General features: G+C 62.8%; 17 protein-coding genes, 1 tRNA gene and 1 pseudogene. 6 read left to right on the top strand and 13 right to left on the bottom strand.

Annotated elements, in window-relative coordinates; all coding sequences use genetic code 11:
* The 11 genes and pseudogenes from Q0K07_RS09140 to Q0K07_RS09190 form a co-directional block, all read right to left on the bottom strand.
* Positions 1-126, bottom strand: a pseudogene (locus tag Q0K07_RS09140) (IS5/IS1182 family transposase); the annotation flags it as partial.
* Positions 127-189: 63 nt separating this feature from the next.
* Positions 190-1,653 carry an ATP-binding protein gene (locus tag Q0K07_RS09145; protein ID WP_294558649.1) on the bottom strand — a complete coding sequence of 488 codons (1,464 nt, stop codon included), beginning with the start codon at positions 1,651-1,653 and terminating at the stop codon, positions 190-192.
* Positions 1,650-2,984: an ArsA-related P-loop ATPase gene (locus Q0K07_RS09150; protein WP_294558650.1), complete on the bottom strand. Its 1,335-nt coding sequence runs from the start codon at positions 2,982-2,984 to the stop codon at positions 1,650-1,652. Before Q0K07_RS09150 ends, Q0K07_RS09145 begins: the two co-directional genes overlap by 4 nt.
* Positions 2,984-3,388 carry a hypothetical protein gene (locus Q0K07_RS09155; RefSeq protein WP_294558651.1) on the bottom strand — a complete coding sequence of 135 codons (405 nt, stop codon included), beginning with the start codon at positions 3,386-3,388 and terminating at the stop codon, positions 2,984-2,986. Before Q0K07_RS09155 ends, Q0K07_RS09150 begins: the two co-directional genes overlap by 1 nt.
* A gap of 221 nt (positions 3,389-3,609) precedes the next feature.
* Positions 3,610-3,685 (bottom strand) — tRNA-Lys (locus Q0K07_RS09160).
* A 57-nt stretch (positions 3,686-3,742) separates the two neighbouring features.
* Entirely contained in the window at positions 3,743-4,132 is a 390-nt protein-coding gene (locus tag Q0K07_RS09165; RefSeq protein ID WP_294558652.1) for a hypothetical protein, read from the bottom strand.
* A gap of 539 nt (positions 4,133-4,671) precedes the next feature.
* The gene (locus tag Q0K07_RS09170) at positions 4,672-5,457 is read right to left on the bottom strand and encodes a phosphate ABC transporter ATP-binding protein (protein WP_294558653.1); all 786 of its coding nucleotides are present in this window, start codon (positions 5,455-5,457) and stop codon (positions 4,672-4,674) included.
* A gap of 3 nt (positions 5,458-5,460) precedes the next feature.
* Positions 5,461-6,342 (bottom strand): PstA family ABC transporter permease, encoded by an 882-nt coding sequence (locus Q0K07_RS09175; RefSeq protein ID WP_294558654.1) that lies wholly within the window; start codon positions 6,340-6,342, stop codon positions 5,461-5,463.
* Entirely contained in the window at positions 6,339-7,214 is an 876-nt protein-coding gene (locus Q0K07_RS09180; protein WP_294558656.1) for a PstC family ABC transporter permease, read from the bottom strand. The genes Q0K07_RS09175 and Q0K07_RS09180 overlap by 4 nt, the downstream gene beginning before the upstream one ends.
* 133 nt (positions 7,215-7,347) lie before the next feature.
* Positions 7,348-8,175, bottom strand: a complete 828-nt coding sequence (locus Q0K07_RS09185; RefSeq protein WP_294558657.1) for a phosphate ABC transporter substrate-binding protein — start codon at positions 8,173-8,175, stop codon at positions 7,348-7,350.
* A gap of 340 nt (positions 8,176-8,515) precedes the next feature.
* The gene (locus Q0K07_RS09190; RefSeq protein ID WP_367178885.1) at positions 8,516-9,193 is read right to left on the bottom strand and encodes a D-glycero-alpha-D-manno-heptose-1,7-bisphosphate 7-phosphatase; all 678 of its coding nucleotides are present in this window, start codon (positions 9,191-9,193) and stop codon (positions 8,516-8,518) included.
* A gap of 1,283 nt (positions 9,194-10,476) precedes the next feature.
* On the opposite strand from Q0K07_RS09190, the gene Q0K07_RS09195 reads away from it, so the two are divergent.
* The 3 genes from Q0K07_RS09195 to gluQRS all read left to right on the top strand — a co-directional run bounded on the left by Q0K07_RS09195 (position 10,477) and on the right by gluQRS (position 16,036).
* Entirely contained in the window at positions 10,477-13,656 is a 3,180-nt protein-coding gene (locus Q0K07_RS09195; protein ID WP_294558659.1) for an autotransporter outer membrane beta-barrel domain-containing protein, read from the top strand.
* Positions 13,657-13,883: 227 nt separating this feature from the next.
* Positions 13,884-15,041 carry a radical SAM family heme chaperone HemW gene (gene hemW / locus Q0K07_RS09200; RefSeq protein ID WP_294558660.1) on the top strand — a complete coding sequence of 386 codons (1,158 nt, stop codon included), beginning with the start codon at positions 13,884-13,886 and terminating at the stop codon, positions 15,039-15,041.
* Positions 15,038-16,036 carry a tRNA glutamyl-Q(34) synthetase GluQRS gene (gene gluQRS / locus Q0K07_RS09205; protein ID WP_294558661.1) on the top strand — a complete coding sequence of 333 codons (999 nt, stop codon included), beginning with the start codon at positions 15,038-15,040 and terminating at the stop codon, positions 16,034-16,036. Before hemW ends, gluQRS begins: the two co-directional genes overlap by 4 nt.
* A 124-nt stretch (positions 16,037-16,160) precedes the next feature.
* On the opposite strand, the gene nadD is transcribed toward gluQRS, so the two are convergent.
* Positions 16,161-16,850, bottom strand: a complete 690-nt coding sequence (gene nadD, locus Q0K07_RS09210) for a nicotinate (nicotinamide) nucleotide adenylyltransferase (RefSeq protein WP_294558663.1) — start codon at positions 16,848-16,850, stop codon at positions 16,161-16,163.
* Between the two features lies 1 nt (position 16,851).
* Entirely contained in the window at positions 16,852-18,123 is a 1,272-nt protein-coding gene (locus tag Q0K07_RS09215; RefSeq protein ID WP_294558664.1) for a glutamate-5-semialdehyde dehydrogenase, read from the bottom strand.
* A gap of 227 nt (positions 18,124-18,350) precedes the next feature.
* On the opposite strand from Q0K07_RS09215, the gene Q0K07_RS09220 reads away from it, so the two are divergent.
* The 3 genes from Q0K07_RS09220 to Q0K07_RS09230 all read left to right on the top strand — a co-directional run bounded on the left by Q0K07_RS09220 (position 18,351) and on the right by Q0K07_RS09230 (position 23,034).
* Positions 18,351-19,085, top strand: a complete 735-nt coding sequence (locus tag Q0K07_RS09220) for a tetratricopeptide repeat protein (RefSeq protein ID WP_294558665.1) — start codon at positions 18,351-18,353, stop codon at positions 19,083-19,085.
* A gap of 18 nt (positions 19,086-19,103) precedes the next feature.
* Positions 19,104-20,687, top strand: coding sequence for a sigma-54-dependent Fis family transcriptional regulator (locus Q0K07_RS09225; protein WP_294558667.1), 1,584 nt, complete (start codon positions 19,104-19,106; stop codon positions 20,685-20,687).
* Between the two features lie 1,921 nt (positions 20,688-22,608).
* The gene (locus tag Q0K07_RS09230; protein WP_294558669.1) at positions 22,609-23,034 is read left to right on the top strand and encodes a MucR family transcriptional regulator; all 426 of its coding nucleotides are present in this window, start codon (positions 22,609-22,611) and stop codon (positions 23,032-23,034) included.
* Positions 23,035-23,364: the final 330 nt, after the last annotated feature.

The following is a 23,364-nucleotide window of genomic DNA, read 5'->3' on the forward strand; positions in this document are numbered from 1 at the left end:
CTTGATGACATAGATAATGCCGCTGACGACACGCCTGTCATCGACTCTCGGAATGCCATGGGAACGAGGAAAGTAGCGTTTGATACGAGCAATCTGTTCATGAGAAAGATAAAAAAGTTCTTTCATGGCATCCTCCCTATGCCGACAATAAGAACTTCTTACCCTTTTGGCAACTAATGAGTCCTGAGCCTAAGACAAAGGCTTGACGCCGCCCTTGCGGCCGAGGCCGAAGCCCACCCGGTACAGGTCGGGCATATTGAAACGCCCGTCGCTCAGGGTAAGGCAGAAACCGAGGCTTTCAAGCTGCCTGCGCACCTCCGCCCAGCCGGCGCTTTCAAATTCCGGCGGCGTATGGGAAGGATGCATTCTGACCAGTGCGGAAGGGCCTTCGGCATACGCTTCCTGCCACCTGTCCTGCACGCTCTGGAAGGGGCAGGGAACATTCATGCCCCTCAGTTCCTTCAGAAGCTCCGTAGCCCAGCGGTTGTCTTCCTGCATTTCGGCCACACGAATCTGAGAGGCGATCTGCACGCCGCTCTTGATGCTCTCATAATGGATGGGATAATTCATTCCCGCATACTTTTTGTCGTGGGAATCCTGACAGGCCCGGGCTATGGCCGCCATGAAGGAACGGGGAGAAGTCTGCTGGCGTGCGTCGGCCAGGTGCCCCACCGTCCAGGTGTAGGGCATCCCCCGGCGTCTGTCCTTGCCCATGTAGGGTCCGGTCAGGCAATGGAACAGCAGCTTGAGTACGTTATCGGTGAGTTCCCCGGTATTTTTGAAAAACCACGCGCCGTCCCGCTCTTCGAGACTTCCGGGAAGATGTTCGGCAAAAAGTCCGCGCAGGCATTGCCCGGAAGCCCCCTCCCCGTTGCACAGCCTCTTCCAGAGCATGCCGTACAGCTCCGCCCTTGTCCAGGAAAGTTCCACCTTGGAGGCGAGCAGCTTGGAAGCGTCGGGGAAGGAAAAGGATATACGGCTGCAATGATCTTCCCGCAGAAAAATCTTTGTCTTGATGTGCGAAAAGGTGGAAAACTGCAATGCCGTACGCAAAAGCCCGGTGGTCAGCTCGTCGATATCCTTCCACGAAGAGGCCACGCGGTCCAGCGCATCAAACACGATGAGCAGACTCATGCCCTGCCGGGCAAAGGCCCTGTCCGCGTCAAGAAATATCCTGTCCACGCGCTCCGGGTTGTCCGCCACCCACGGCACCAGCGTCTTCCATTCCGCGCCGCTGTGCGGCATATCCGCTCCCGGCTCCAGCCCCGCCGCCGAAACGCAGGCTTTCAAAAGCACCGCACGCCAGATGCTGGCGGCATCATGCCCGGGAAGAAGACTCGCAAAGGTGCTCGGAGAAGGATACTCCTCACATGGTATCGCGCCGTGACCGATGGTCACATGGATGCCCCTGAGATCCGGGGCGGCCTGCCCGAGAAGCGACCTCACGTCCTCCTTCTGCAGGGCCTGCGCCCAGAACGTCTTGCCCACGCCGCGCGCGCCGACCACAAGCGGAGTATGCAGGCGCAGGGCTCGAATATGGGAAGGAGGAGTGAAAAACGTGGCAAGCGTAGGCGCCTCATACTCGGCCGAGATGGGGATGGAGTCCGTCACCTGCCACAAAGCTTCCTGAATCTCGGATACGGGATAGCTCATGCTTCTTCCTCAAAAAAGAACCTGTACAGATTGTCAATAAAAGGAAACACCGCCTTCATCATTGCCTCATCCAGCGCATGATCCAGCGTATAGAGCTGTTCCATGGCGCTCAGGCCCTGATTCCAGTGAATGATCCACGGATGATGCGGGGCCTCTTCGTCCTCAAGGTCGAAGTTGAACGGCTCGGGCAATGCCGACTCCGTCTGTTCCGAAGCATCGCCGGGCGCGGGAACGTCGTCGTAAAGACTTGCGGAAAAAACATTCCAGGCGTTTTCCCTCAGCTTTCGCGCATAGGCCGGCTTGTCCTGCACCGGGGGAAGCATGGCGGCAACCACCTGCAGGGATTCACGCACCGCTGCTGCCCGACCCAGCTCATTCCAATACCGGAAGAGCATGGAATACCCCGTCCAGGTCTGCACGCCTTCAAGGGCGAAAAGCAGCACGAGCCCCGGGGCCAGCCCCAGCACGCAGGCGGAGGCGATTTCATCAAGGCCTGCCCGCGAGTCAATAAGGATACAGTCGGGACCATACTTCCCATCAAGTTTTTCCAGAAGACTGCGCAGACGCTGCGGCCAGCTGACACGCACATCGCCTTCCATCCGGGGCATCCATGCCCGGCCCATCTTGGCGATATACTCTCCCTCCTTCCTGCCGTGGGCAGGCACGACGAAAATCTCGCCGCTCCCTTCCGTCAGAGGGCTGGTAGCAACCATACTCTCGATGACCGCATCGCCGTTGCCCACCGCATCTTCCACCAGCCAGTCCAGAAGACCGTATTCGGGGCGTCTCTCTTCCGGGAGCAGACTGCTGGAAAGGCCCGGCGATTCCAGGTCCATGTCCACCACCATGACCGTTTTTCCCTTTTTTGCCAGATACCAGGCAGCTGCAGCCAGTGCCGTGGAACGCCCCACACCACCCTTGATGGAAAAGAACACCGCCGTCTTCCGGGAAAGCTCATCCTCCTCCGCACGGGCTGCCCAGGAGCTTTCCGTCAGCACCCTGTCCACCACGGTAAAGGAAAAACGGCCTTCGTGGCGGAACACCACGGCTCCCTGCTTTTCCTCTGCAAAAGGCGCACTCCGGAAAAACAGCGCGCGGCCGTCGGGAAGCACATGGGGCGCAAGCGTTTCGGCGATATCCTCGCGCAGGGAGGAAAGAGCCTTCTCAAGCTTCTCCCCTCCGAAGCGTTCCTCATCCATCACAAGGGAAATACGACCGAAAAGATCCCTGTTGACGAAAAAAAACTCCGTCTTCGCACCAAGATGCAGCGCCTCGTCATGGCGGAGAAAAATCTCTTCAAGCTTCCCCATAAGGTCATCAAAACGCGCCATTACAACACCCCGTCAAGTTCCGCCTGATTGATGATGTTCGCTATCGCCTTCACCGCAGTCCCGTGATCGCGCGCCGTCTGTTCGGTAATGTCGTTTTTTCCGGCATACCGCTGATCGACCTGCCATGTATCAAACGGATTGGCGGCGGGAATAAGGTACACTCTGCCCTTCTGCATGAAGGAGTGGTATTCATTCCAGAGCGTATTGATATGCTTTTTATAGGTTCTGTCGCCAATGTCATGATCCGCATTCGACGAAACGCCCTGTGTGATGAGAATTGCCTTCAGTCCGCATTCTGCACAAAGGCCGTACAGATGATCGGCATTGGCCCAGCGGCCGTTCTGAAAAAGCAGTTCGGCATCATGATAATGTCGATGAAAGGCATCATGGAAATTCTTCTGCATGACCATACGCTCCGTACGGAAAAGAGAGAATTTTTATAGCAAAAAAGGCCGTTGGCAGCAAGATGATGCCATGCTTCACCGCTTCGGCATACCTTTGCGGCACATGCCCGGAAAAGGAGAAAAGCGTGCGGAGAAAGCAGAACGCCTCATCTGCCCATCCCCGGAACGCCGCGGCATTAAACGAAAAAAGGCCGTGCAAAAACACGGCCTCTTCGTTTCCATGGTGGGGCGTGCGCGATTCGAACGCGCGACTCTCTGCTTAAAAGGCAGGTACTCTACCGACTGAGTTAACGCCCCTCTGGCCGAAAAGAAGTACCGCCTTCAGAAGGCGAAGTCAAGCAAAAATCTCCCGCTTTAATCCACTCTCTTGAGCGTAAGAGGAATGACGTGCAGCGCGCGGGAAACTTCGTCCGTGCTGCCGAGGCTCCATTCCCAGCTGCCGTCGGGCCAGCCTGCGCGGCGGGCAAGTTCCGCCGTCACGCCCTTGATGTCGATGACAGGGTGGCGCAGGAACACGGCGGGCAGGCCGTGGGTAAGGTTGCACGCAAGGCAGGCATCCCCGCGCTGATGCAGCTCGAAAAGAAAATCCAGCTTCCTTTCCGAAGCGGCCATGAGCGACATGCGTATATCATAGGCCCCTTCGTCGGGGTCGCCGAACAGCGCCTCAAAGAAACGGTCGGTACGTTCGGGCGGGAATACATCGTTCAGGCATTCTCTGGTGAAGATTTCTTCGTAACTGGGCATCAGCCTCTCCTTTAAGAGGGTTGGGGGGTTAATGAAAGTCTGTCTGTGAAGGGCACACTGTACGGACACAGGGCTTGCACGACGGCTGCTGCGCTTAACGGCGCGAGTGAACGCGCCTGCCTGCATCCACCGGCCCGGCCGCCTGAAGGCCGGCCGGGGCCCCCCGGGCGTTGATACACGGCTTAGCTTTGCAAACCGGGTACAAACACCCGTCTGACCTTTCCCGCGCCCGGGTATTGCGACCGCCCGTCAGGGCAGGACACACGGGCACGGGGCCTGCACGCCGGGCATGGCGTTTACGCCGGAAATGAATTCCGGCGGCTTTGCCCGGCGGCCCGGCCGCCTGAAGGCAGGCCGGGGGCCCCCGGGCGTTGATACACGGCTCACCTTCGCAAACCGGATACAAACGCCCGTCTGACCTTTCCCGCGCCCGGGTATTGCGACCGCCCGTCTGCACGCCCTCTGCGCGGGCCGCGCCCACAGGGGCATCCTTCCTTCTTATAGCCCCTGCCCTTTTCCACGGCAAGGGAAAAGCGCCTTTACCGCGACGTGTCGCCGAGGAGCGCTTCCAGGTCGTCTTCCGTCATGCCCTTCACATCCGCAAGAGCGTGCGTCACACGCCCCGCCTCCATCACGGCGAGGAAGGAGGCAAGGCGCAGGCTCTGGCCCAGGCTGTGGGAAACCATGAGCACGGGCAGGCGTTCCGCCAGAGAAGAAAGCAGCTCCTCCACATGGCGGGCGGCGCGCACGTCCAGCGAGGCGGTGGGTTCGTCCAGAAGCAGCATATCCGGCTCAAGGGCCAGGGCCCGGGCCAGGCAGAGCCTCTGCTGCTGTCCGCCGGAAAGCCGCTCCGCGCTCATAAAAAGGCGGCCCTCCACCTCCTTCCACAGATCGGCCTGCACGAGCGCCGCCTTCACGCGGTCTTCCAGTTCGGCGCGCGGGCAGCCCAGGGCCACGGAAAGGGGCAGCGCCACATTGCGGAACACGCTCACCGGAAACACCTGCGGCGTCTGAAACACCATGCCCACGCGCCGCCGGAGAACGGAAAGGGCGGGCGTTTCCTTCCCCTTTTCCGGGTACAGACTCATGCTTCCGCCGGGCAGGAAAAGTTCCACCTGGCCGGTGGTGCGGCAGCCGGGCACCTCTTCATTGAGGCGGTTCACGGCGCGCAGGAACGTGGTCTTGCCCGAACCGGAGCGCCCCACCAGCACGGCTATGCCGCCGCGCGGCACATCGAGATTCACCTCATGCACCACGGCATGGTCGAAAAAAGACACCGAAAGATCGCGCGCGCGAAGCATGAACGCGGAAGCAGCCTGAGCCATGGCCTACGCCCTCCCCTGCCATTTTTTGCGAAAACCGTTTTCCAGCACCCTTGCCGCAAGAAGCAGCAGGCAGGATATGCCGAGAAGCAGCGCCGCCGCGCCGAAGCCGCGCAGAAGCTCCTGCTGATCCTGATACTGGGAGGAAATATAGTAGATATCAAAGGAAAGGGCCTCGAACTTGCCGAGCAGTCCGGCGGGCATGCCTGCGTTGGCCACCACGCCGGTGAAGAGAATGACGGCCGTATCCTCGGCCGCGCGGCCCACGGCCAGCACCACGCCGCCGAGTATGCCCCTTGCCGCCGCAGGCAGGAAGAGGTGGAACATGGCCTGCGAACGGGAAAGCCCGCATGCGGCGGCCGCAAGGCGGAGCGAGGCGGGCACGGCGGCCATGGCCTCCCGGGTGGAGGCCACGAGCACGGGCAGCACCAGCAGGGCCAGGCAGCAGGCGGCGAGCAGAAGCCCGGTATTGGCATGAGGGAAAAACGTGTGGCGCAGAAAAAGAATGAGCATGAAGCCGAAAAGCCCCATGACAATGGAAGGCATGCCCGCAAGCATGTCCACGGCCGCGCCGATCACGCGCTTCTGCCGGGGGGTGGCCGCTTCGGCAAGATACATGCCGCAGCCCACGCCCGGAAACACGGCAAGCAGCATGGTGAGCAGCACCAGGTGGAAGGTGCCCACGCAGGCGGGCCACAGGCCGTCCCATACGGGAGCGCGGCCGAGCACGGCCTTCCACGGGTCCGCATGGCCGAAGAGAAGCTCAGGCCCCATGACGGGAAGCCCCCGCCAGAGAAGATAGCCCAGAAGCAGGCACACCATGGCCGGAACCAGCAGCGCGGAAAACGCGGTGAGCGCCCGGAACAGCAGGAAGGGAAGGCGTCTCATGCTCCGCCTCCCGTGCGCCTCAGGCAGAGGCTCACCGCCGCATTCACCAGCAGAAGAACAAGCCCGGCCATGAACAGCGAATCGTAGGCCGCCCCGCCCACTTCGTTGGAGGTGACGAGCGCCATGTGCGCGGTGAGGGTGCGCAGGCTGGAAAGCACGGAATCGGGCGCCACGGGAGCATTGCCCGCCAGCATGAGCGGCAGCATGGTATCGCCCACGGCGCGGCCGAAGCCGAGCACCGCGGCGGAAAGAAGCGTGCCGCGGGAGGTGGGGAGCACCACATGCCAGAGCAGTTCCAGGCGGCTCATGCCCATGGCGCGGCCGGGCATTTCCACGGCCTGAAGGCGCGGGGCAAGCCCTGCCTGCAGCACCAGCACCACGGTGGGCAGAATAAGCAGGCTCAGCATGAGCGAGGCCGTCAGCCACGAAAAGCCGGAACCGCCGAAGCCCTTCCGTATGGCGGGCGCAAGCAGGAACACGGCGGCAAAGCCGTACACCACGGTGGGCACGGCCGTCATCACGCGGACCAGCCCCCCGGTCAGTCTGCGGAACAGGCCGATGCGGCTCCCCTTTTCCGGGGAAAGGAGCCAGCAGCAGAGGCACAGGCCCATGATCCAGCCCGGAACGGCGGCCGTCACCCCCAGAGCGAGGGAACCCGCCATCATGGGCAGAATGCCGAAACGCCCCTGCCCGGGCGACCATGTCCAGGAAAAAGGCCCGCCCCCTTCCCCGCCGTGCAGAAACACGGGCAGGGCAAAGGCCGCGATCATGAGAAAAAGCAGAGCCATGCCGCCCATGGCCAGAAACACGGAAAGGCGCAGCAGAAGCCCGCCCCCGCGTCCTTCTCCATCCGACAGCCTGCAACGACGCATATTCACCCCTGTCATCCTGCCGCAAAAGGCGCCCGCACGGCCCGTGCCGGAGAGCTTCCGGCAGGACCGCCGCACGGGGAAAAATTCCGGAACATCCGGAAAAGGACCGGGCGGAAAGGCCCGGTCACCCATCCTATCTCTTTCTTTCCAGCGGAATGTAGCCGGAACCGGAAATGAAGGCCTTGCCGTCTTCGGAATAGATGTAGTCGATGAACAGCGCGGTGAGGCCCGAAGGTTCGCCCTTGGTGTTCATGTACAGCAGGCGGGTGATGGTGTAGGAACCGTCGGCCGCGTTCTTCTGGGAGGGAACCATGCCGTCCACGGTGACGCCGCGGATGGAATCGTCAAGATGCCCGATGCCCACATAGCCTATGGCGTTGGGGTCCTGGGCAATGGCCGTCTTCATGGCGCCGTTGGAGTTCACCACGTTGGCGCTCCCGGCCGACGTGCCCTTGTCGAGGGCGCGTTCCTCGAAGGTTTCGCGGGTGCCGCTGCCGTCTTCGCGCACATAGAGGGAAATGGCCGCATCCTTGCCGCCGAGTTCCTTCCAGTTGGTGATCCTGCCGGCAAACACGTCCTTCACCTGCGCTCTGGTCAGGGAGGTGACGCCGTTTCCGGGGTTCACGGCCACGGCCACACCGTCGATGGCGAAGGGGAAGGAAACCAGGCCGTACTTGGCAATTTCGCCTTCCTTCAGGGCGCGGCCGGTGTTGCCTATCTGCACGAGGCCTTCGCCCACCTTCTGCACGCCCACGCCGGAGCCGCCGCCCGCCACGGTGATGCGGATGTCGCCGTTGGCGGCCATGATGGCCTGAGCGGCCTTTTTCATCACCGGAATATGGGCGGTGCCGCCCGCGATGTCGAGATTGCCCTTCTGCCCCTTGAAGGCGTCAAGAGGAGCGGCCACGGCCAGAGACGCGCTGAGAAAAACCAGCGCCAGAGCGGAAAGGATACGGTTCATGCTCACCTCTCGTTACGAGGCGGCACCTTTCGGGAACGACGGAAGAAACGCAGAGCGGCAGGAGCCGCCAGGTGCAGGAAGCCGGCAAGACAGACCTTGTCTCTGCGGATGGTCTCGTCAGGTGTTCCTGAAAAACATGCCGGCCTCTTGTTGAAAATGGTTTTCTGCGCAAAAACGCACATGTTCTTTTTTCTCTGCCCCACTGCATGGGGAAAGTCAAGGCCGCGCGGGCCGGAGAAGGGCCGGAGAAAACCGCCCTTTCCTGCGTCCGGCACCATTGTGAAAAGACGCCGGGGAAGGCTCCCCTTTCCCCGCCGGCGCGCGGCATCGTGCCCCAGAGCTACACGGCAAGCAGGCCGCGCACGGCGGAGGGCATGTCCTTTGCCGCAAAAAGGCGCGTTGCCCCTGCGTTCATGTCCGGGATATCCACGGCCAGAAAGCCTTCCCTTTCAATGCGCGGCACATCCAGCCCCAGCTTGAGCGCGGCCGCCTCCCCCTTGCCGGTAAGCACCAGCACCGAGGCCGCAAGCGATGCGTTCACGCCGAAGAGAAGATCCTCCGCCTTGTCGCCCACCATGGCGCAGCGCCCGGCCTCCAGGCCGTGGGCCTTCTGCAGGCTTTCCCACATGCCGGGAGCAGGCTTGCGGCAGCGGCACGCCTCTTCCGGCGCATGGGGGCAGAAACGCGCGTCGTCAAAGCCCGCGCCGAAGGCGGCAAGCAGCTGCTGAAGCCGCGCGTGGCACTCGTGCCAGCCCGATTCGGGAAAATAGCCCCGCCCTATGCCCGACTGATTGCTCACCAGAAAGCACGAAAGCCCCTTTTCATGCAGAAGCGCCAGCGCCTGCCCCGCGCCGGGAATAAGCTCCACCCCTTCGGCACTGCCGAGGTAATGGCGGTCCACAATCACCGTTCCGTCACGGTCGAAAAGCACGGCGGAAAGTTCCATGGCGTCCCCTTGTCCTTGTATGAAATGTTGCCGCCCGCACGCTCCCCTTCTGCGCGGGCCATGACCTGTTATGAAAAAGGCCCTGCGCTGTTGTCAAGGCGGGCCTGACCTTTCCCGTGCCCGGGTACCACGACCGCCCGTCTGCTCCGGACACGCGGGCGCGGGACCTGCACGGCGGCTGCGCTTAACACCGCGAGTACATCGCGCCTGCCTGCATCCCACCGCCCCCCAAAAGGCCGGCCGGGTGCCCCCGGAGCGTTGAACGGGGCCTGGCAAAACAAGGCACGCGGAAGCCTGTGCCGCCCCCGATACCGCACACTCTGCCTCCTGCGGAGGCCTTTCCCTCGCCCGGGTACCACGACCGCCCGTCTGCTCCGGACACGCTGTACGGACGCGGGACTTGCACGCCGGGCATGGCGTTTAACGCCGCGAGTGAATCGCGGCTGCTTATGCCCGGCGGCCCGGCCGCCTGAAGGCAGGCCGGGGGCCCCCGAGCGCTGATACGGGGTCGAGCTTCGCAAACCGGGGAACGCAGAAGCCTGTGCCGCAACGGTATGCCGCCCCGCCTGTGCCGCCGGAAGGCGCGCCCGCCCCCTCATGCGCATAACTTCCTGAAAAAAGGGGAAAAAATATCTTCACAACACAGATTGCCCTGCTTTTCAGGAATGTTTCTCAGCTTTCGGGCACTACAGCCGGACATAGCGGAAAACATTCTTCCCTGCACCGGCAGGAACGGCCAGGGTATTCTTTTTCCTCAACTTTTGCCGCCTTATGAAATTGAAAGGAAAAGCGGCAGACATTCCGGCATGTTCAAACATATTGAAAATGACTTTCCTTTTATAACGCGGCGCTGATGCGGCCTGTTATAATGTTATATTTTTCACATTCCAGAGTGAACCATCATTTTTCCATGGAAAACTACGGAAGAAAACGGATAGTTCAATTATTTTTACTTTCTTTTTCCGCACAACTGCATTCCGCATGCACAACGACGTTCCTTTTCTCCATATTTTCCGTGTCTGTTACTTTAAAAAGCTTTTTCCAATACCGTATTCTGATCTTCTTTTGTCCTTCATACAATATACATTTTTCATAATTATTAAAGAGTATGAAAAAAATATTATTGTGTATGAACTTTTTTTCTGGAAATCACATATTTTTAATGGTAGCCCTGCCGGAATGAAGAATCTCCCCCAAAAACATGTCCGACCTCACTCTTCATATCATTATAATGATGAGGAAACGACTTAAACCAACAAACAACGGGCGAAATTGCAACATTTCACATTTTTTAAAGGAGCAACGCTATGTAGACAAAGGGATCCATTGGGAATCTCATCAGCCGCTACAAAGCGGTGCTGAACAAATGCCGCCTCATGAACACCTTCGGCTCTCTGGCCGTGGCGGCCATGCTCACCATGGGCGGAGCCGGAACGGTCATGGCGGCGACCTGGTATCAGGAGGCGCCCTCCGCTTTCGACCAGACCTTCGATCAGCCCGGTCAGCAGAGTTCCGTCACCATTGAAAAGGGAAAGAACATTCTGGTCTCCGGGAAGAACATCTCCGCAGAAGACAAGAGCCCCATGGCCGTCACCGGCGTTTCCGGCAGCCCGCTGTACAACAACGGCAACATCTGGGTGACGGACGGCCATGCCGAGGGCATGGGCGGCAGAAACGGCGACGCCTACACCATCCTGAACCAGGGCAACATTTATGTGAACGGCACCATGCCTTCGGCCGGCAAGGGCATGGGCGTCGGGCCCGACGGCACGGCCGTGAACCTCGGCGTCATTGCGGTGCGCAAGGGCAGCGGCATGGCGGACAACGCAGGCTCCGCCGACAAGAGCATGCAGAACAGCGGCGTGATTTCCGTGGAGGATGCGGGCGGCATCGGCATATACTACCGCAAGGAAGCCGTTACCGGCGAGGTGGCCAACCACGGCGGGATTCATGTGAGCAACGGCGGCACGGGCGTGGTCATCACCAGCGATGAAAGCGGCCCGGCCTGTGCAGGCAAGGTGTTCGTCAACACCGGCTCCATTGAGGCGGACGGGAAAAGCACGGCCATCTTCGTCACCGACACCGACAACGCCACCGTGGAACTGACGGACGAAAGCCATGTTGCCGGGCTCATCAACCTTCAGGGCACGAACAACAGGCTCGTGGTCGGCGGCGTGGGTGCGGAAGGCACGGAACAGCTGCTGGTGAAGGGCGCGTTCTCCGGCTCCGTGGAAAAAAGCAACGTTGCCTTCCGCGGCGATTCCGGCATCATGCTGGACAACGCCTTCAGCATGGACCAGTCCTCCGCCGTTTCCATGTCCGGCGTGGAGCTTGCCCCGGGCACGCGGCAGAGCAGCCGCGGCTCCATCGTGTTCGACAGGGGCAATCTCACCCTGAACGGCGGCCTTGACGCCGCCACCGGCTCCTTTGCCGCGCTGAACGCGGACAAAGGCAACGTGGTCATCGACGGCGCCGTGCTTTCCGGCAACCGTTATCAGGCCGACGGCGCGTCCGCGGCGGGCATTGTCGCCGCCATGGAAGAAGGCCGCAGCCTCACCGTCAGAAATTCCACCTTCACGGGCAACAGGGTGGAGTCCGCCTCTTCCCCGGACATCACCGGCGGCGCGGCCCTTGCCGTGACCGGCGGCCGGGGCAAGGTGCTTGTGGAACAAAGCACCTTCAAGAGCAACAGCGGGGCATACGGCGGCGCGCTGTACCATCAGGCGGGCGGCGTCACCATCAGAAACAGCACCTTTGAGGGCAACACCGCCTCTGCCTCCGGCGGCGCCATCTATAATACGGAAGGGAGCGACATCACCTTCTCCGGCGTCAACGTGTTTTCCGGCAACCGCGCGGCAGGCCGGGCAAACGACATTCACAACAGGGGCATCATCACCGTGGCGGACGGCAGAACCTTCCTGAACGGCGGCTACACGCAGGAAGGCGCCGCTTCCGGCCTCGTGGTGCAGAAGGGCGCGACCCTTGCCCTTGCCATGCCCGACACGGGCGGCATCACCGGCTCCGCCGGTCAGGCCCTGCTCGCTCTGGGCGCGCCCCTGAACGTGGATGAAGGCACCCTCACCGTGGGCACCGTGAAGGCCCGGGGCAATGCGGCCGCCGCCTTCGGCGCGGATTCCGTGCTGGTGGTGGACGGCAAAGCCGCTTCCCGGAACGCCATGCTCTCTTCCGGAAAGGGCGGCTCCGTGGCCGTGGAAAAGGGGGCCGGGCTTTACATCGCCAACGCCCGGGCCGGGGAAACCTACACCATCACCGAAGGCCTCAGCGCTGCGGACGGCGAATACTGGAGCCGCGCCAGCCTCCTCGGCAACCGCCTCACCGAAGCGGACATTCATCTTGACGGCGGCAGACTCACGGTTTCCGCCGAAATGAAGGACGCCGCCCGTGCCCTGCCCGGCATCATTCCGGCAAAGGCGCTGAACACCATGATGGCCGGCAATCTGAACGATACGGAATCCGCCTCCATGGGCATACGCTTCCTGAGCCGCGCCATGGATCAGACCTTCATCTCCTCCGATTCCCTGGCCGCAGCCACGGTGAACGAAGTGTCCCGCGCGGCCGTCACCGCAGGCGTGCAGAACACCGCCCTGCGCCTTGCCGACGCAGGCGCGGATCAGATAGCCCGGCACCTTTCCCTGAGCTTCTTCAACAAGGAAAGCAATATCCATGCTGACGGGCTCGATGTCTGGGCCACTCCCATGTACGGCAACACCTACAGCCACGGCATGGCGGCCTCCGGCACGTCGGTGCGCGGCAACTACGGCGGCCTCGCCCTCGGCGCGGATACGCAGGTGGGCGAAATGCTGGGCGGCAAGGTACGCGTGGGCGCTTCCGTGCACGGCGGCGGTAAGTCCGAAACCCGGGGCACGGCCACGGATACGGAAAACTCCTACAACTTCGGCGGCGTGAACCTCTACGCAGGCTGGAACCTTGACAACCTGAACATCATGGCCAGCGTGGGCTATGCCATGGCCGACCATGATGTGGAAATGAACCTGCCCGCCTCCATGGGCATGAATCGCGCCGACGCCGATGTGGACACCAGTGCCTTCATCGCCGACCTGCGTGCCGAATACATGATCTCCACCCCCGTGGTGGACATTCTGCCCCATGCGGGCGTGCGCTACACCGCCCTGCATACGGACAGCTATGACCTGAAGGTGAACGGTTCCACCCTGAATTCCGCCTCTTCCGATACCCAGCACATCGTGCAGTTCCCTGTGGGCGTCACCGTCTCCAGGGATATCGACGTCTCCGGCTGGACCGTGAAGCCGCAGGCCGACGTGTCCGTCATTCCTGCTGCCGGGGAAAAGAAAAATACGACAAAGGTGTCCTGGGCGGGCATCAATGCCTTCGACAGCGTGAACACCCGCATCATGGATGCCACGAGCTTTTCCGGCATGGTCGGCCTTCAGGCGGAAAAGGGCAATCTCGCCCTCGGCCTGAACTACGGCGTGCAGGCTTCCCGCCACGAAACCGACCAGCGCATCAATGTGGGCATCAGCTGGAAGTTCTAACCCCCATTCTTAAACCCTGAACCGAGGCCCGCCCTTCCGGCGGGCCTTTTTTTGTGCCTTTTTCCGCCAGGAGTGCGCTGAAGCGCCGCACGGCCTGCATACGGAGGCGCTCACCCCGGGGCAGGACAGCGTGCGCATCATGGGCGTTGCGACAGCGCAGGCGCACCTGTCGCTTCCCCGCGCCGTTTTTCCTTGACGCGGGCACGGCTTTTTTTCATGCTGCCGCCATGCTGCTCTACATCCATGTTCCCTTCTGCCGCAGAAAATGCCGTTACTGCGCCTTTTATTCCGAAGCCTCGGCCCCGGGTTCCGACGCGCGCCTTGCCTCGTGGGCTTCCGCCCTGCTGTGCGAAATGCGCCGCGAAGCCGAAGCGCTGGGGCACCCTTCCCTGCGCACGGTATTTTTCGGCGGCGGCACGCCGAGTCTGCTTTCCCCCTCCCTTGTGGGCGCCGTTCTCGACGCGGCCGCCGGGCTTTTTTCCCTCGACGCGCAGGCGGAAATCAGCATGGAGGCCAATCCTGAATCCATGAATGAGGAAAAGGCCCGGGGCTTCCGCCTGGCCGGGGTGAACCGTGTTTCCCTGGGCGTGCAGGCGCTGGACGATGCCCTTCTTGCCGCGCTCGGCCGCGTGCACGACAAAAAGACCGCCCTTTCGGCCTATTCCGCCCTGCGCCGCGCCGGTTTCCACAATGTGGGCCTCGACCTCATGTGGGGCCTGCCCGGCCAGAGTGTGGACAACTGGAAGGCGCAGCTTGCCGAAGCCGCCGCCCTTTCGCCCGAACACCTTTCCTGCTACGGACTCATGCTGGAGGAAGGCACGCCCTTTTTCCGGGAACGCGAAAACCTGCGCCTGCCCGCGGAGGAGGAAGCCGCGGCCATGTATGAGGAAGGCGGCGCGCTTCTTGAAGCGGCGGGCTATGCGCAGTACGAAATTTCCAACTATGCGAAACAGGGCTTTGCCTGCCGCCACAACACGGGCTACTGGCAGGGGGAGGAATACCTCGGCCTCGGGCCTGCGGCGGTAAGCTGCACGGGCAACGAACGCCGCAGCAATGTTGCAGACCTTGAGGCGTGGCTTTCGGCCGTGCGGCAGGGAAAGCGCGCGGCCTCGGTGGAACGGCTCGGCTTTACGGAAAAGGCGGAAGAGCTGGTCATGCTCGGTCTGCGCACGGCGCAGGGGCTTGACCTTGCCGCCTACCGCGCCCTTACCGGCAGGGACTTTGAAAAGGACAATGCAGCCCTCATCGGGGAACTTCTGCGCCGCGCCATGGCCGGAAAAAAAGACGGGCGCTTTTTCCTCACGCGCAAGGGCATGCTGGTTTCCAGCGCCGTCATGGAACAGTGTTTTGAACGCATTCCCGAAAAACCGGAGGGCGCGGCATGAACCGGAACATCGTCGGCCGTTTTGCGCCCAGCCCCACGGGGCTGCTGCACCTCGGCAACGCCTGGTCGTTTCTTCTGGCATGGCTTGGGGCAAAAGCCGAAGGCGGGCGCATCCTTCTGCGCCATGAGGACATCGACCCCGCCCGTTCCCGCAAGGCATGGATGGACGCCATCGAGCGCGACCTGCACTGGCTGGGTCTCGACTGGGACGAAGGGCCGGATACCGGACCCTGCGCGCCCTACCGTCAGAGCCTCTGTTCCGATCGTTACGAAAGCGCCCTTGCCTCGCTGAAGGCGCGGGGCCTCGTGTACCCCTGCTACTGCACCCGGAAGGAACTGCGTACCCTTGCGGGCGCGCCCCACGGCGCGGCCGACGGCCTGGGCGACGCAGGCGCGGCCTACCCCGGCACCTGCCGCCACCTCACGGCGGAAGAACGCGCCCGGAAGGAGGCCGAAGGCCGCCGCCCCGCCCTGCGCCTGCTCTGCCCCGACGACGATGTGGAGCACTTCACCGACCTTGTGCTCGGCCCGCAGCATATTTCCCTGAAAAGCTGCGGGGGCGACTTTGCCCTGCGCCGCTCCGACGGGGTGTGGGCCTATCAGCTTGCCGTGGTGGTGGACGACATGCGCATGAACGTCACGCAGGTGGTGCGCGGGGAGGACATTCTGCTCTCCACCCCGCGTCAGCTGCTTCTGTACCGGCTACTCGGCGGCACGCCCCCGGATTTTGCGCATATTCCCCTGCTCTATGATGAGGAAGGCGAAAGGCTGGCCAAACGGCACAAGAGCCTGAGTCTTGCGGCCCTGCGCGAAGCGGGCTGCTCCCCCGAGGCCGTGGTGGGGCACCTGGCCCATATCGCAGGCCTTCAGGAAACGCCTTCCCCCGTCACTCCGGCAGCCCTTGCCGCACGCATGGGCGGCCCCTTCCCCTGGCACCTTCTGCCCAAAGAACGCATCATCGTGCCGGGCGGCGTGGAAACACTCTGGAAACGCTGAAGCGCCCCTTCCCGCCGTGCTGCCGCCCTTCCGGCCGCAGAAAACACGTCCCTAAAGACAAGAAAACGCCGCCCGCATATCCGCAGGCGGCGCTTTTTTAAACAGGAAAAAACGGAAACACCCTTCAGCGCACCCTTGCCGTGGCCCAGCAGGCGGAAACTTCCTCCGCATGGGCCTGAAGTACGGCCAGTTCCTCCGCGCTCATGAGTGCGGCAAGGCTGCGGCCCGCTCTCCAGCGCGCACGGATGAAGGTGGAGCTGATATCGAGCCGCGGCACGGGCAGAAAGGTGCACTTTCCCCCTCCGGCCAGCTCCACGGTTTCGCGGCCCAGGGGCACGTCCATGGCGGGCGGCAGGCTCCCGGGCCAGAAGGAACGGATGCTTTCATGGAACACGCTTCCGTCGTCCCCGCCCCGGGGCACCATGACCAGATGCGCCACATGGGGAAGCTTCAGCCCGTGGTTCCAGGTGTCCAGCGCGGCAAAGGCCTCCGCCCCCATCATGAAATAGGGCAGAGGTTCCCCCGGATGCAGGCGCGCCCATTCATTCAGGGTGCGCCAGGTATAGGAAGGCCCTTCCAGTTCCCCTTCCAGCGTTTCCACATCAAGGAAGGGAATGCCGTGCACGGCGGCGCGCAGAAGCTCCACGCGCAGATCAAAGGGCAGAAGGCCCGCGCTCTCCTTGTGCGGCGGCATGGCGCAGGGCATGAGCAGCACGCGGTCAAGGCCCAGCGCTTCCGCCACCTCTATGGCATGACGCACATGCCCGTTGTGCACGGGGTTGAAGGTGCCGCCCAGTATGCCGATGGCGCCCACCTTACGCTCTCACCTGTCCCTGACCGAATACCACGAACTTGGTGGTGGTCAGTTCCTGCACGCCCATGGGACCGTAGGCATGCAGCTTGGAGGTGCTTATGCCTATTTCCGCGCCCAGGCCGAGCTGCCCGCCGTCGTTGAAGCGCGTGGAGGCGTTCACCCCCACCATGGAGGCGTCGGCCTCACGCAGAAAGCGCATGGCATTCAGATGATTGGTGGTACAGATCACTTCCGTATGGTTGGAACCGAAGGCGGCTATGTGGGCCAGCGCCTCATCCATGTTGTGCACCACGCGCACGGCAAGGATGAGATCGTGAAATTCCCTGCCGAAGTCGTCGGGCGCGGCGGCGGAAGCCGAAGGGCCGAGCAGCGGCAGCGAGGCCTCGTCCGCACGGAAGCTGACGCCCGCGGCGGAAAGCTTTTCCGCCACCATGGGCAGAAAGGCCCCGGCCACGGCCTCATGCACCAGCAGGCATTCAAGCGCGTTGCACACGCCCGGCCGCTGCACCTTGCCGTTGTACACGATGTCGAGAGCCTGCATAAGGTCGGCGCTCTCGTCGATGAAGGCGTGGCACACGCCCTTGTAGTGCTTGAGCACGGGCATGGTGGCCTGACTCGTCACCGCGCGCACCAGCGATTCCCCGCCGCGCGGAATGAGCACGTCCACATATTCGTCGAGCCTGCACAGTTCCGAAACCGCATCGTGGGAAGTGATGCCTATGAACTCAACCGCATCGCCGGGAAGCTGCGCCGCCTCAAGGGCTTCGTGCAGCAGGGCGGCAAGGGCCAGATTGGAGCGCAGCGCCTCGGAGCCGCCGCGCAATATCACCGCATTGCCCGCCTTGAGGCAGAGAATGGAGGCATCCACCGTGACGTTGGGCCTTGCCTCGTACACCATGGCCACCACGCCGAGAGGCACGCGCATCCTGCCCACCAGAAGGCCGTTGGGCCGCTGCCACTGGCTGTCCATGGCGCCCACGGGGTCGGGAAGATCCGCCACATGGCGGCAGGCTCCGGCCATGTCGGCCAGAATGGCGGGAGTAAGGCGCAGCCTGTCCATGCGCGGCCCGTCGAGATGTGCGCGGCGCGCGGCCTCAAGGTCTTCCTCATTGGCCGCAAGAATCGCCGCCTCGCGCTCCTCAAGCAGCGCGGCAAGCGTTTCAAGCGCCTTTTTCTTGGCCCCGGGGCTCGCCGCCGCCATGAGGCGGGAAGCGGCCTTCGCCTTTTCACCGGCAAGGCGCACGGCCTGCCGTATGTCCTGCGTTACGTCCATGTCGATCTCCTTGAAAAAAACTTCTTCCAGCATACGGGGCGCGGCCCCGCCATGCAAGACATTTCCTGCAACGCCCCTCGACAAAAGCGTATGTCTTCCCGCAGCACGGCCGCCGGAAACAGTTTTTCTTTTGACATTTATGTCAGTCTCTACTAGCGTGCTTTCATGCGCCGGATAGTTTCCGGCCTTTCCTTTTGTCATTTTCTCCCTTCCTCAAGGAGTCGTTCATGGCACAGCGTCCCACCATCAAGAAGCCCACGCCCCTTTCCCAACCCGCCCTTTCCCACGGCGCCGACCCGGTGATGGGCGGCGTCAACATTCCCCGTTTCAGCGCGGAAATGCAGGCCGAAGTCAGCCCCGAAGCCGCGCCTCTGTGGAACTTCGTGCTTACCCATGCCCGCAAGATCGCCGCGGGCGTCGTGGTGGTGGTCATCGTCATTCTCGCCGTGGCGGGCTGGCAGTGGTACCGTAAGGAACAGATTTCCGACGCGCGCCTCGCTCTCGGCCGCATCATTTCCATACAGGATCCGGCGCGCCGCGCCGCCGCTCTGGAAGGCTTCCTCAAGGACGCCCCCTCCGCCCTCGGCACGGCCACGCAGCTGGAACTCGCCTCCACCGCCGTGGAAATGAAGGACTGGGACAAGGCCGCTTCCGCCTATGCCGCCGTGGCCTCCCTTGAAGACGACACCCCCCTCGCCTATGCCGCGCGCCTCAACCATGCGCAGGTGCTCATGCACAAGGGTGACTTTGCCGCCGCGCGCGACGAGTTCCGTGAACTTGCCGCCACCGCTCCCGCCGAAGCCGCAACCGTGATGCACCAGCAGGTGGCCGAAGCCGCCGAAGCCGCCGGCGACAAGGCCGGTGCCGTGGCCGCCTACGAGGCCGCCGTGGCCGCCCTGCCCCCGGCGGATCAGGAATCCGCCGCCTTCCTGCGCGCCCGCATCGCCGAACTCAGAAAGTAAGCGGCCCGGAGTGCCTTCATGACTCAGCTCCCTGCCCATGCCGCCAATCAGGATGTCAGCCCCTGGCTGGAAACGCTGCGCCTCATGGCCGGCGAAATGGGGCCGAAACGCCCCTTCCAGACAAGCCTGACCTCCCTTTTGAGCAAGCTTTCCGAACGTCACGGCTTTCTTCGCCCTCACCTTGTGCTCTTCGACCCGGAAACCGGCCGGCTCCGCCTGAGCCTTGCCGGTACCCAGCCCAGGGCCAACCACGCAAGCTACGCGCCGGGCGTGGGCGTCACGGGCAAGGTGTTCGCCACGGGCCGTTCCGTCATTGTGGAAAAGCTGAAGGGCGACTCCCTCTTCCTCAGCCTGCTTTTTGAACGCAGCGACGAGGAAATGGAGCGGCTCTCCTTCATTTCCGTGCCCATTCTCGCCCCTGCGGGCGACGGTCCGCTTTCCGCGCGCGAGGTCATAGGCACCCTGAACGCCGATACCGAATTCGTCTCCCGGGAAGATCTGGAACTGCGTCGCCTCTTTCTGGAAGTGGCCGCCGCGCTCATCGCCAACGAGGCCGCCTACCTGCAGGAGGAACTCAGCCATCAGCGCCGCCTGCCGCCCGCCGGCGTGGGAGAAGGCAATGCCGAGGATTCCCGCTCCGAAGCCTTCATCGCCCAGTCCAAGGTGATGCGCCATATTCTGGAACAGGCCGCGCACATCGCCCAGGGCCGCGCCCCGGTGCTCCTTGCCGGGGAACCGGGCGTGGGCAAGGAAAAACTGGCCCGGCGCATCCACGCCTCAAGCCCCAGAAGCGACGTGCCCCTTGTGGTCTGCCACTGTGCCGCCCTGCCCCCGGAAAGGCTGCAGATCGAACTGTGCGGCTACCAGAAGGGCGCGTTCCTCGGCGCCATGCAGACACAGAAGGGCCTGCTGGAACAGGCCAACACCGGCACCATCTTTCTGGATGCCGTGGAAGCCCTCACCCCGCCCGCACAGGAAAGCCTGCTGCGCCTTCTCAAGGAACACGCCATCCTGCGTCAGGGCGGGAGCGACCCCGTGCCCGTGGATGTGCGCGTCATTGCCGCCACCAGCGCCCCGCTGGACGCACTGGTGGAACAGGGCCGCTTCTCGGCGGAACTGTATGCGCGCCTCAATGTGTGCGCCCTGCATATTCCTCCGCTCCGGGAACGGCGGGAAGACATCGTGCCCCTGGTGGAGCACCTTCTTCTGCGCAACGCCGATTACCACAGCGAAAAAATCAAGCGCATTTCCTACCCCGCGCTGGAACTGCTCACCCGCTACTTCTGGCCCGGCAACATCTCGGAACTGGAAAGCTGCCTCCAGCGCGCCGCCCAGTACTGCGAAGACCACGTCATCCGCGCAGGCGACCTGCCGCCTTCGCTGCAGACGGCGGAAAGTACGGCCACGGAAGCGGGCCTGTCCCTGGGCGACGCCGTGACCCGCTTTGAAAAGGAACTGCTGGTGGATGCGCTCATCAAGGCGGGCGGCAACATGCTGAAGGCCGCGCGCGACCTGAAGTCGAGCTACCGTATTGTGAACTACAAGGTGAAAAAATACGGCATCGACCCGCACCAGTTCGTGTACCGCAACAAGAATATGTAACAAAAGCCCCGCTCCGGCAGAAGAGCGGGGCTTTTTTCCCCTGCGGGCCGGAAAGAAACGCACATACGCTCACAGGTTGTCCCGGCACGCCGGAAAAGAGTCTGTTTACCTATAAATTTTGCATAGTTGAGTGAGGTGCCCCTGCACGCCGGAAAATGCCCGGCGTAGCTATCAAAAAGATCGCCTGATAGGGGTGTCCCCTGCGCGCCGGAAAATACTCCGGCATGAGACGCTGGAGCGTGTGAGAGACAAATTGTCCCCTTTCACGCCGGAAAAAAGGGACGAGGCGGAGAAAACGGCGGGAGAACGGTGGGGCGAGGCCGCCGTGGACAGAGCGGCGGGAACACGACAGGGAGAAACACCGAAAAATCGTCGGAAAAACGGCGGGAGGGGGTACTGCGGGCGGAACCTGCACTTTTCCGGGGCAACAGCATGCCGAAGCCGGAAAAAACGAAGCCCCCGCGCCCATCACTGGCACCGACAGAAGCGGACGGAGCGCGCCTGCCCATGCGGCGGGCCGGGCGCACCATGCCCCCCGACCGGGGGAAAGCGGGAAAAACGGAGAAAAACGGCGGGGAATCGGTGGGGCGAGGCCGCCGTGGACAGAGCGGCGGGAACACGACAGGGAGAAACACCGAAAAATCGTCGGAAAAACGGCGGGAGGGGGTACTGCGGGCGGAACATGCGCTTTTCCGGGGCAACAGCATGCCGAAACCGGAAAAAACGAAGCCCCCACGCCCATCACTGGCACCGACAGAAGCGGACGGAGCGCGCCTGCCCATGCGGCGGGCCGGGCGCACCATGAGCACCGCCGCCCCCGACCGGGGAAAAACGGAGAAAAACGGCGGGGAAAGCTCTTTCCCGCGGGAAGGGAAAAGGAAACAGAGGCAGACCGGAGCGGAACCCGCGCGCTGTGTGCGAAGGGGGAAGCCTGCCTCCCCTCATGAAGAGCGCGGCGGCGCAGTCCCCACATCACGCAACAATGGAAGGCGACAGAAGGCGCCGCACCTTTTCCAGGGCCCGCGCCCGCATGAGGGAAACACCGCCTGTCCTGCCCGTTGACGGCAAGCCTGCGCGTGCCCTTCACGCCGAAAAACGCCACGCTGCACGGCCCTGCGGGTAAAGCTCCCTCACGCCCGGGGCTCATCCCCCGGCCGGAAAAGCCTTTTCCCGGCACCTCTTATGCATCCGCCCCTGCGCAAGGGAAAAAAACGCGCAGGGCATCGGGCCGGACATCATCCCCCTGCGCCCGGGTGCCTGCCGCAACTCCCCTCCCCCGTAAAAAAGCCCCTGCAAAGGCATCCTTGCAAGGCAGAACATGCGCTGCCGCCCCGCGTGAGAAGAAAACAGGCGCGGCACGGCTCTATGGTGTGGGATGCCCCCTCCCTGCACGAAAAAAGGAGCCTGTGCCCCGCGAACACCTGCTTCCGGTAAATCTCTTCTCCGCGCAAAGGGGCGCCCATGCCGATTCTGTGCCTTCAGCGTGCAGCCGCGTGAGAAAATGCCCCTTTTTCCCGTCATGAAAGCCGGGGCAACAGCCCCACCCGCGCAAAAAAAGCCCCTTTTGGAGGAGAAACAGCCCTGACGCGGAACCTGCGCTCTGCACAACAGGAACCCCGCCCTGAGAGCACACCTTGAACGTGTCCGTACTGGGGCACGGCTTCCCTTTCCGGCACAGGCCGGCCCTCCGTGCGGGAAAACGCCGTTCTCCGGCACGCGTTGAACCCGGCGGCCGCACAGGCGTGCTCTGCCTTTCGCCCCAGAACCGGGCATGCTCCGGGAATTTCAAAAAAGCGCGCACAGGCAGAAAAAGCCTCTGATATATCACAACAACACGCTGATATATCATGGGAAAATTCTTGTCTTCTCACAGGGGGGCCTGCATGCTTTCTTCAGCGGCACCGCGCCGCAAGGAGGAATCATGGACGAATACATGGAAAAAGCGCTGGATATCGTGGAAGCACAGGCCGCCGTGCGCCCCATGACGGAAGAAGAAATCCTCGCGCAGGTACGCCGCCTCCGTTCCCTGCTGCGGCGCATGGAAACGGACGAAAAAGCCCCTGAGGAGGAAAAGAAAACGCGGCGTTCCATACGCGAGCAGCGTATTCTCTGCCTGGAATGCGGCAGAAGCTTCCGCATGCTCACCAGCCGTCACCTGGCCACGCACAGGCTGACTCCGGACGAATACCGGGACAAGTGGGGGCTGAAAAAAGACACTCCCCTTCTCTGCCGCGCGCTGCAGAAGGCACGGCGCACAACCATGCACTCCATACGGCTGTGGGAACGGCGCTCCTCTGCGGAAAAAGGCGATGCCGTACCGGACCTTCCGGCATGCACCGGGGCATGACCGCGCCTTGTTGAAAGAGCGCCCCTTCCCCGGCACGGAACGCGCGCCCCGTCAGGCCCGGAAGTCCTTCCGCCCGGCAGAATATGCGCGCTCCGGCGCACTCCGCCCGGAACATCCTGCCTGCGAAAAACGCCTGCCTGACCCCCCGGCAGAGATAAATGCCTGCAACAGGGAAAAACGGGTAGCTTCTGAAACCTGCCGTGGGAAAAGGCCCGGCCTGGAATACCGACTTTTCCCGGAAATCCTGTGCTGCCCCCCTCTTCGGATACCTGCCGCCGCGGACCGGGCCGGAAGACACCTGCGCCTCTCCTTCGGCCTCATGCTCCGGCT

Origin of the sequence: uncultured Mailhella sp. (assembly GCF_944324615.1) — a bacterium.
GTDB lineage: Bacteria > Desulfobacterota > Desulfovibrionia > Desulfovibrionales > Desulfovibrionaceae > Mailhella.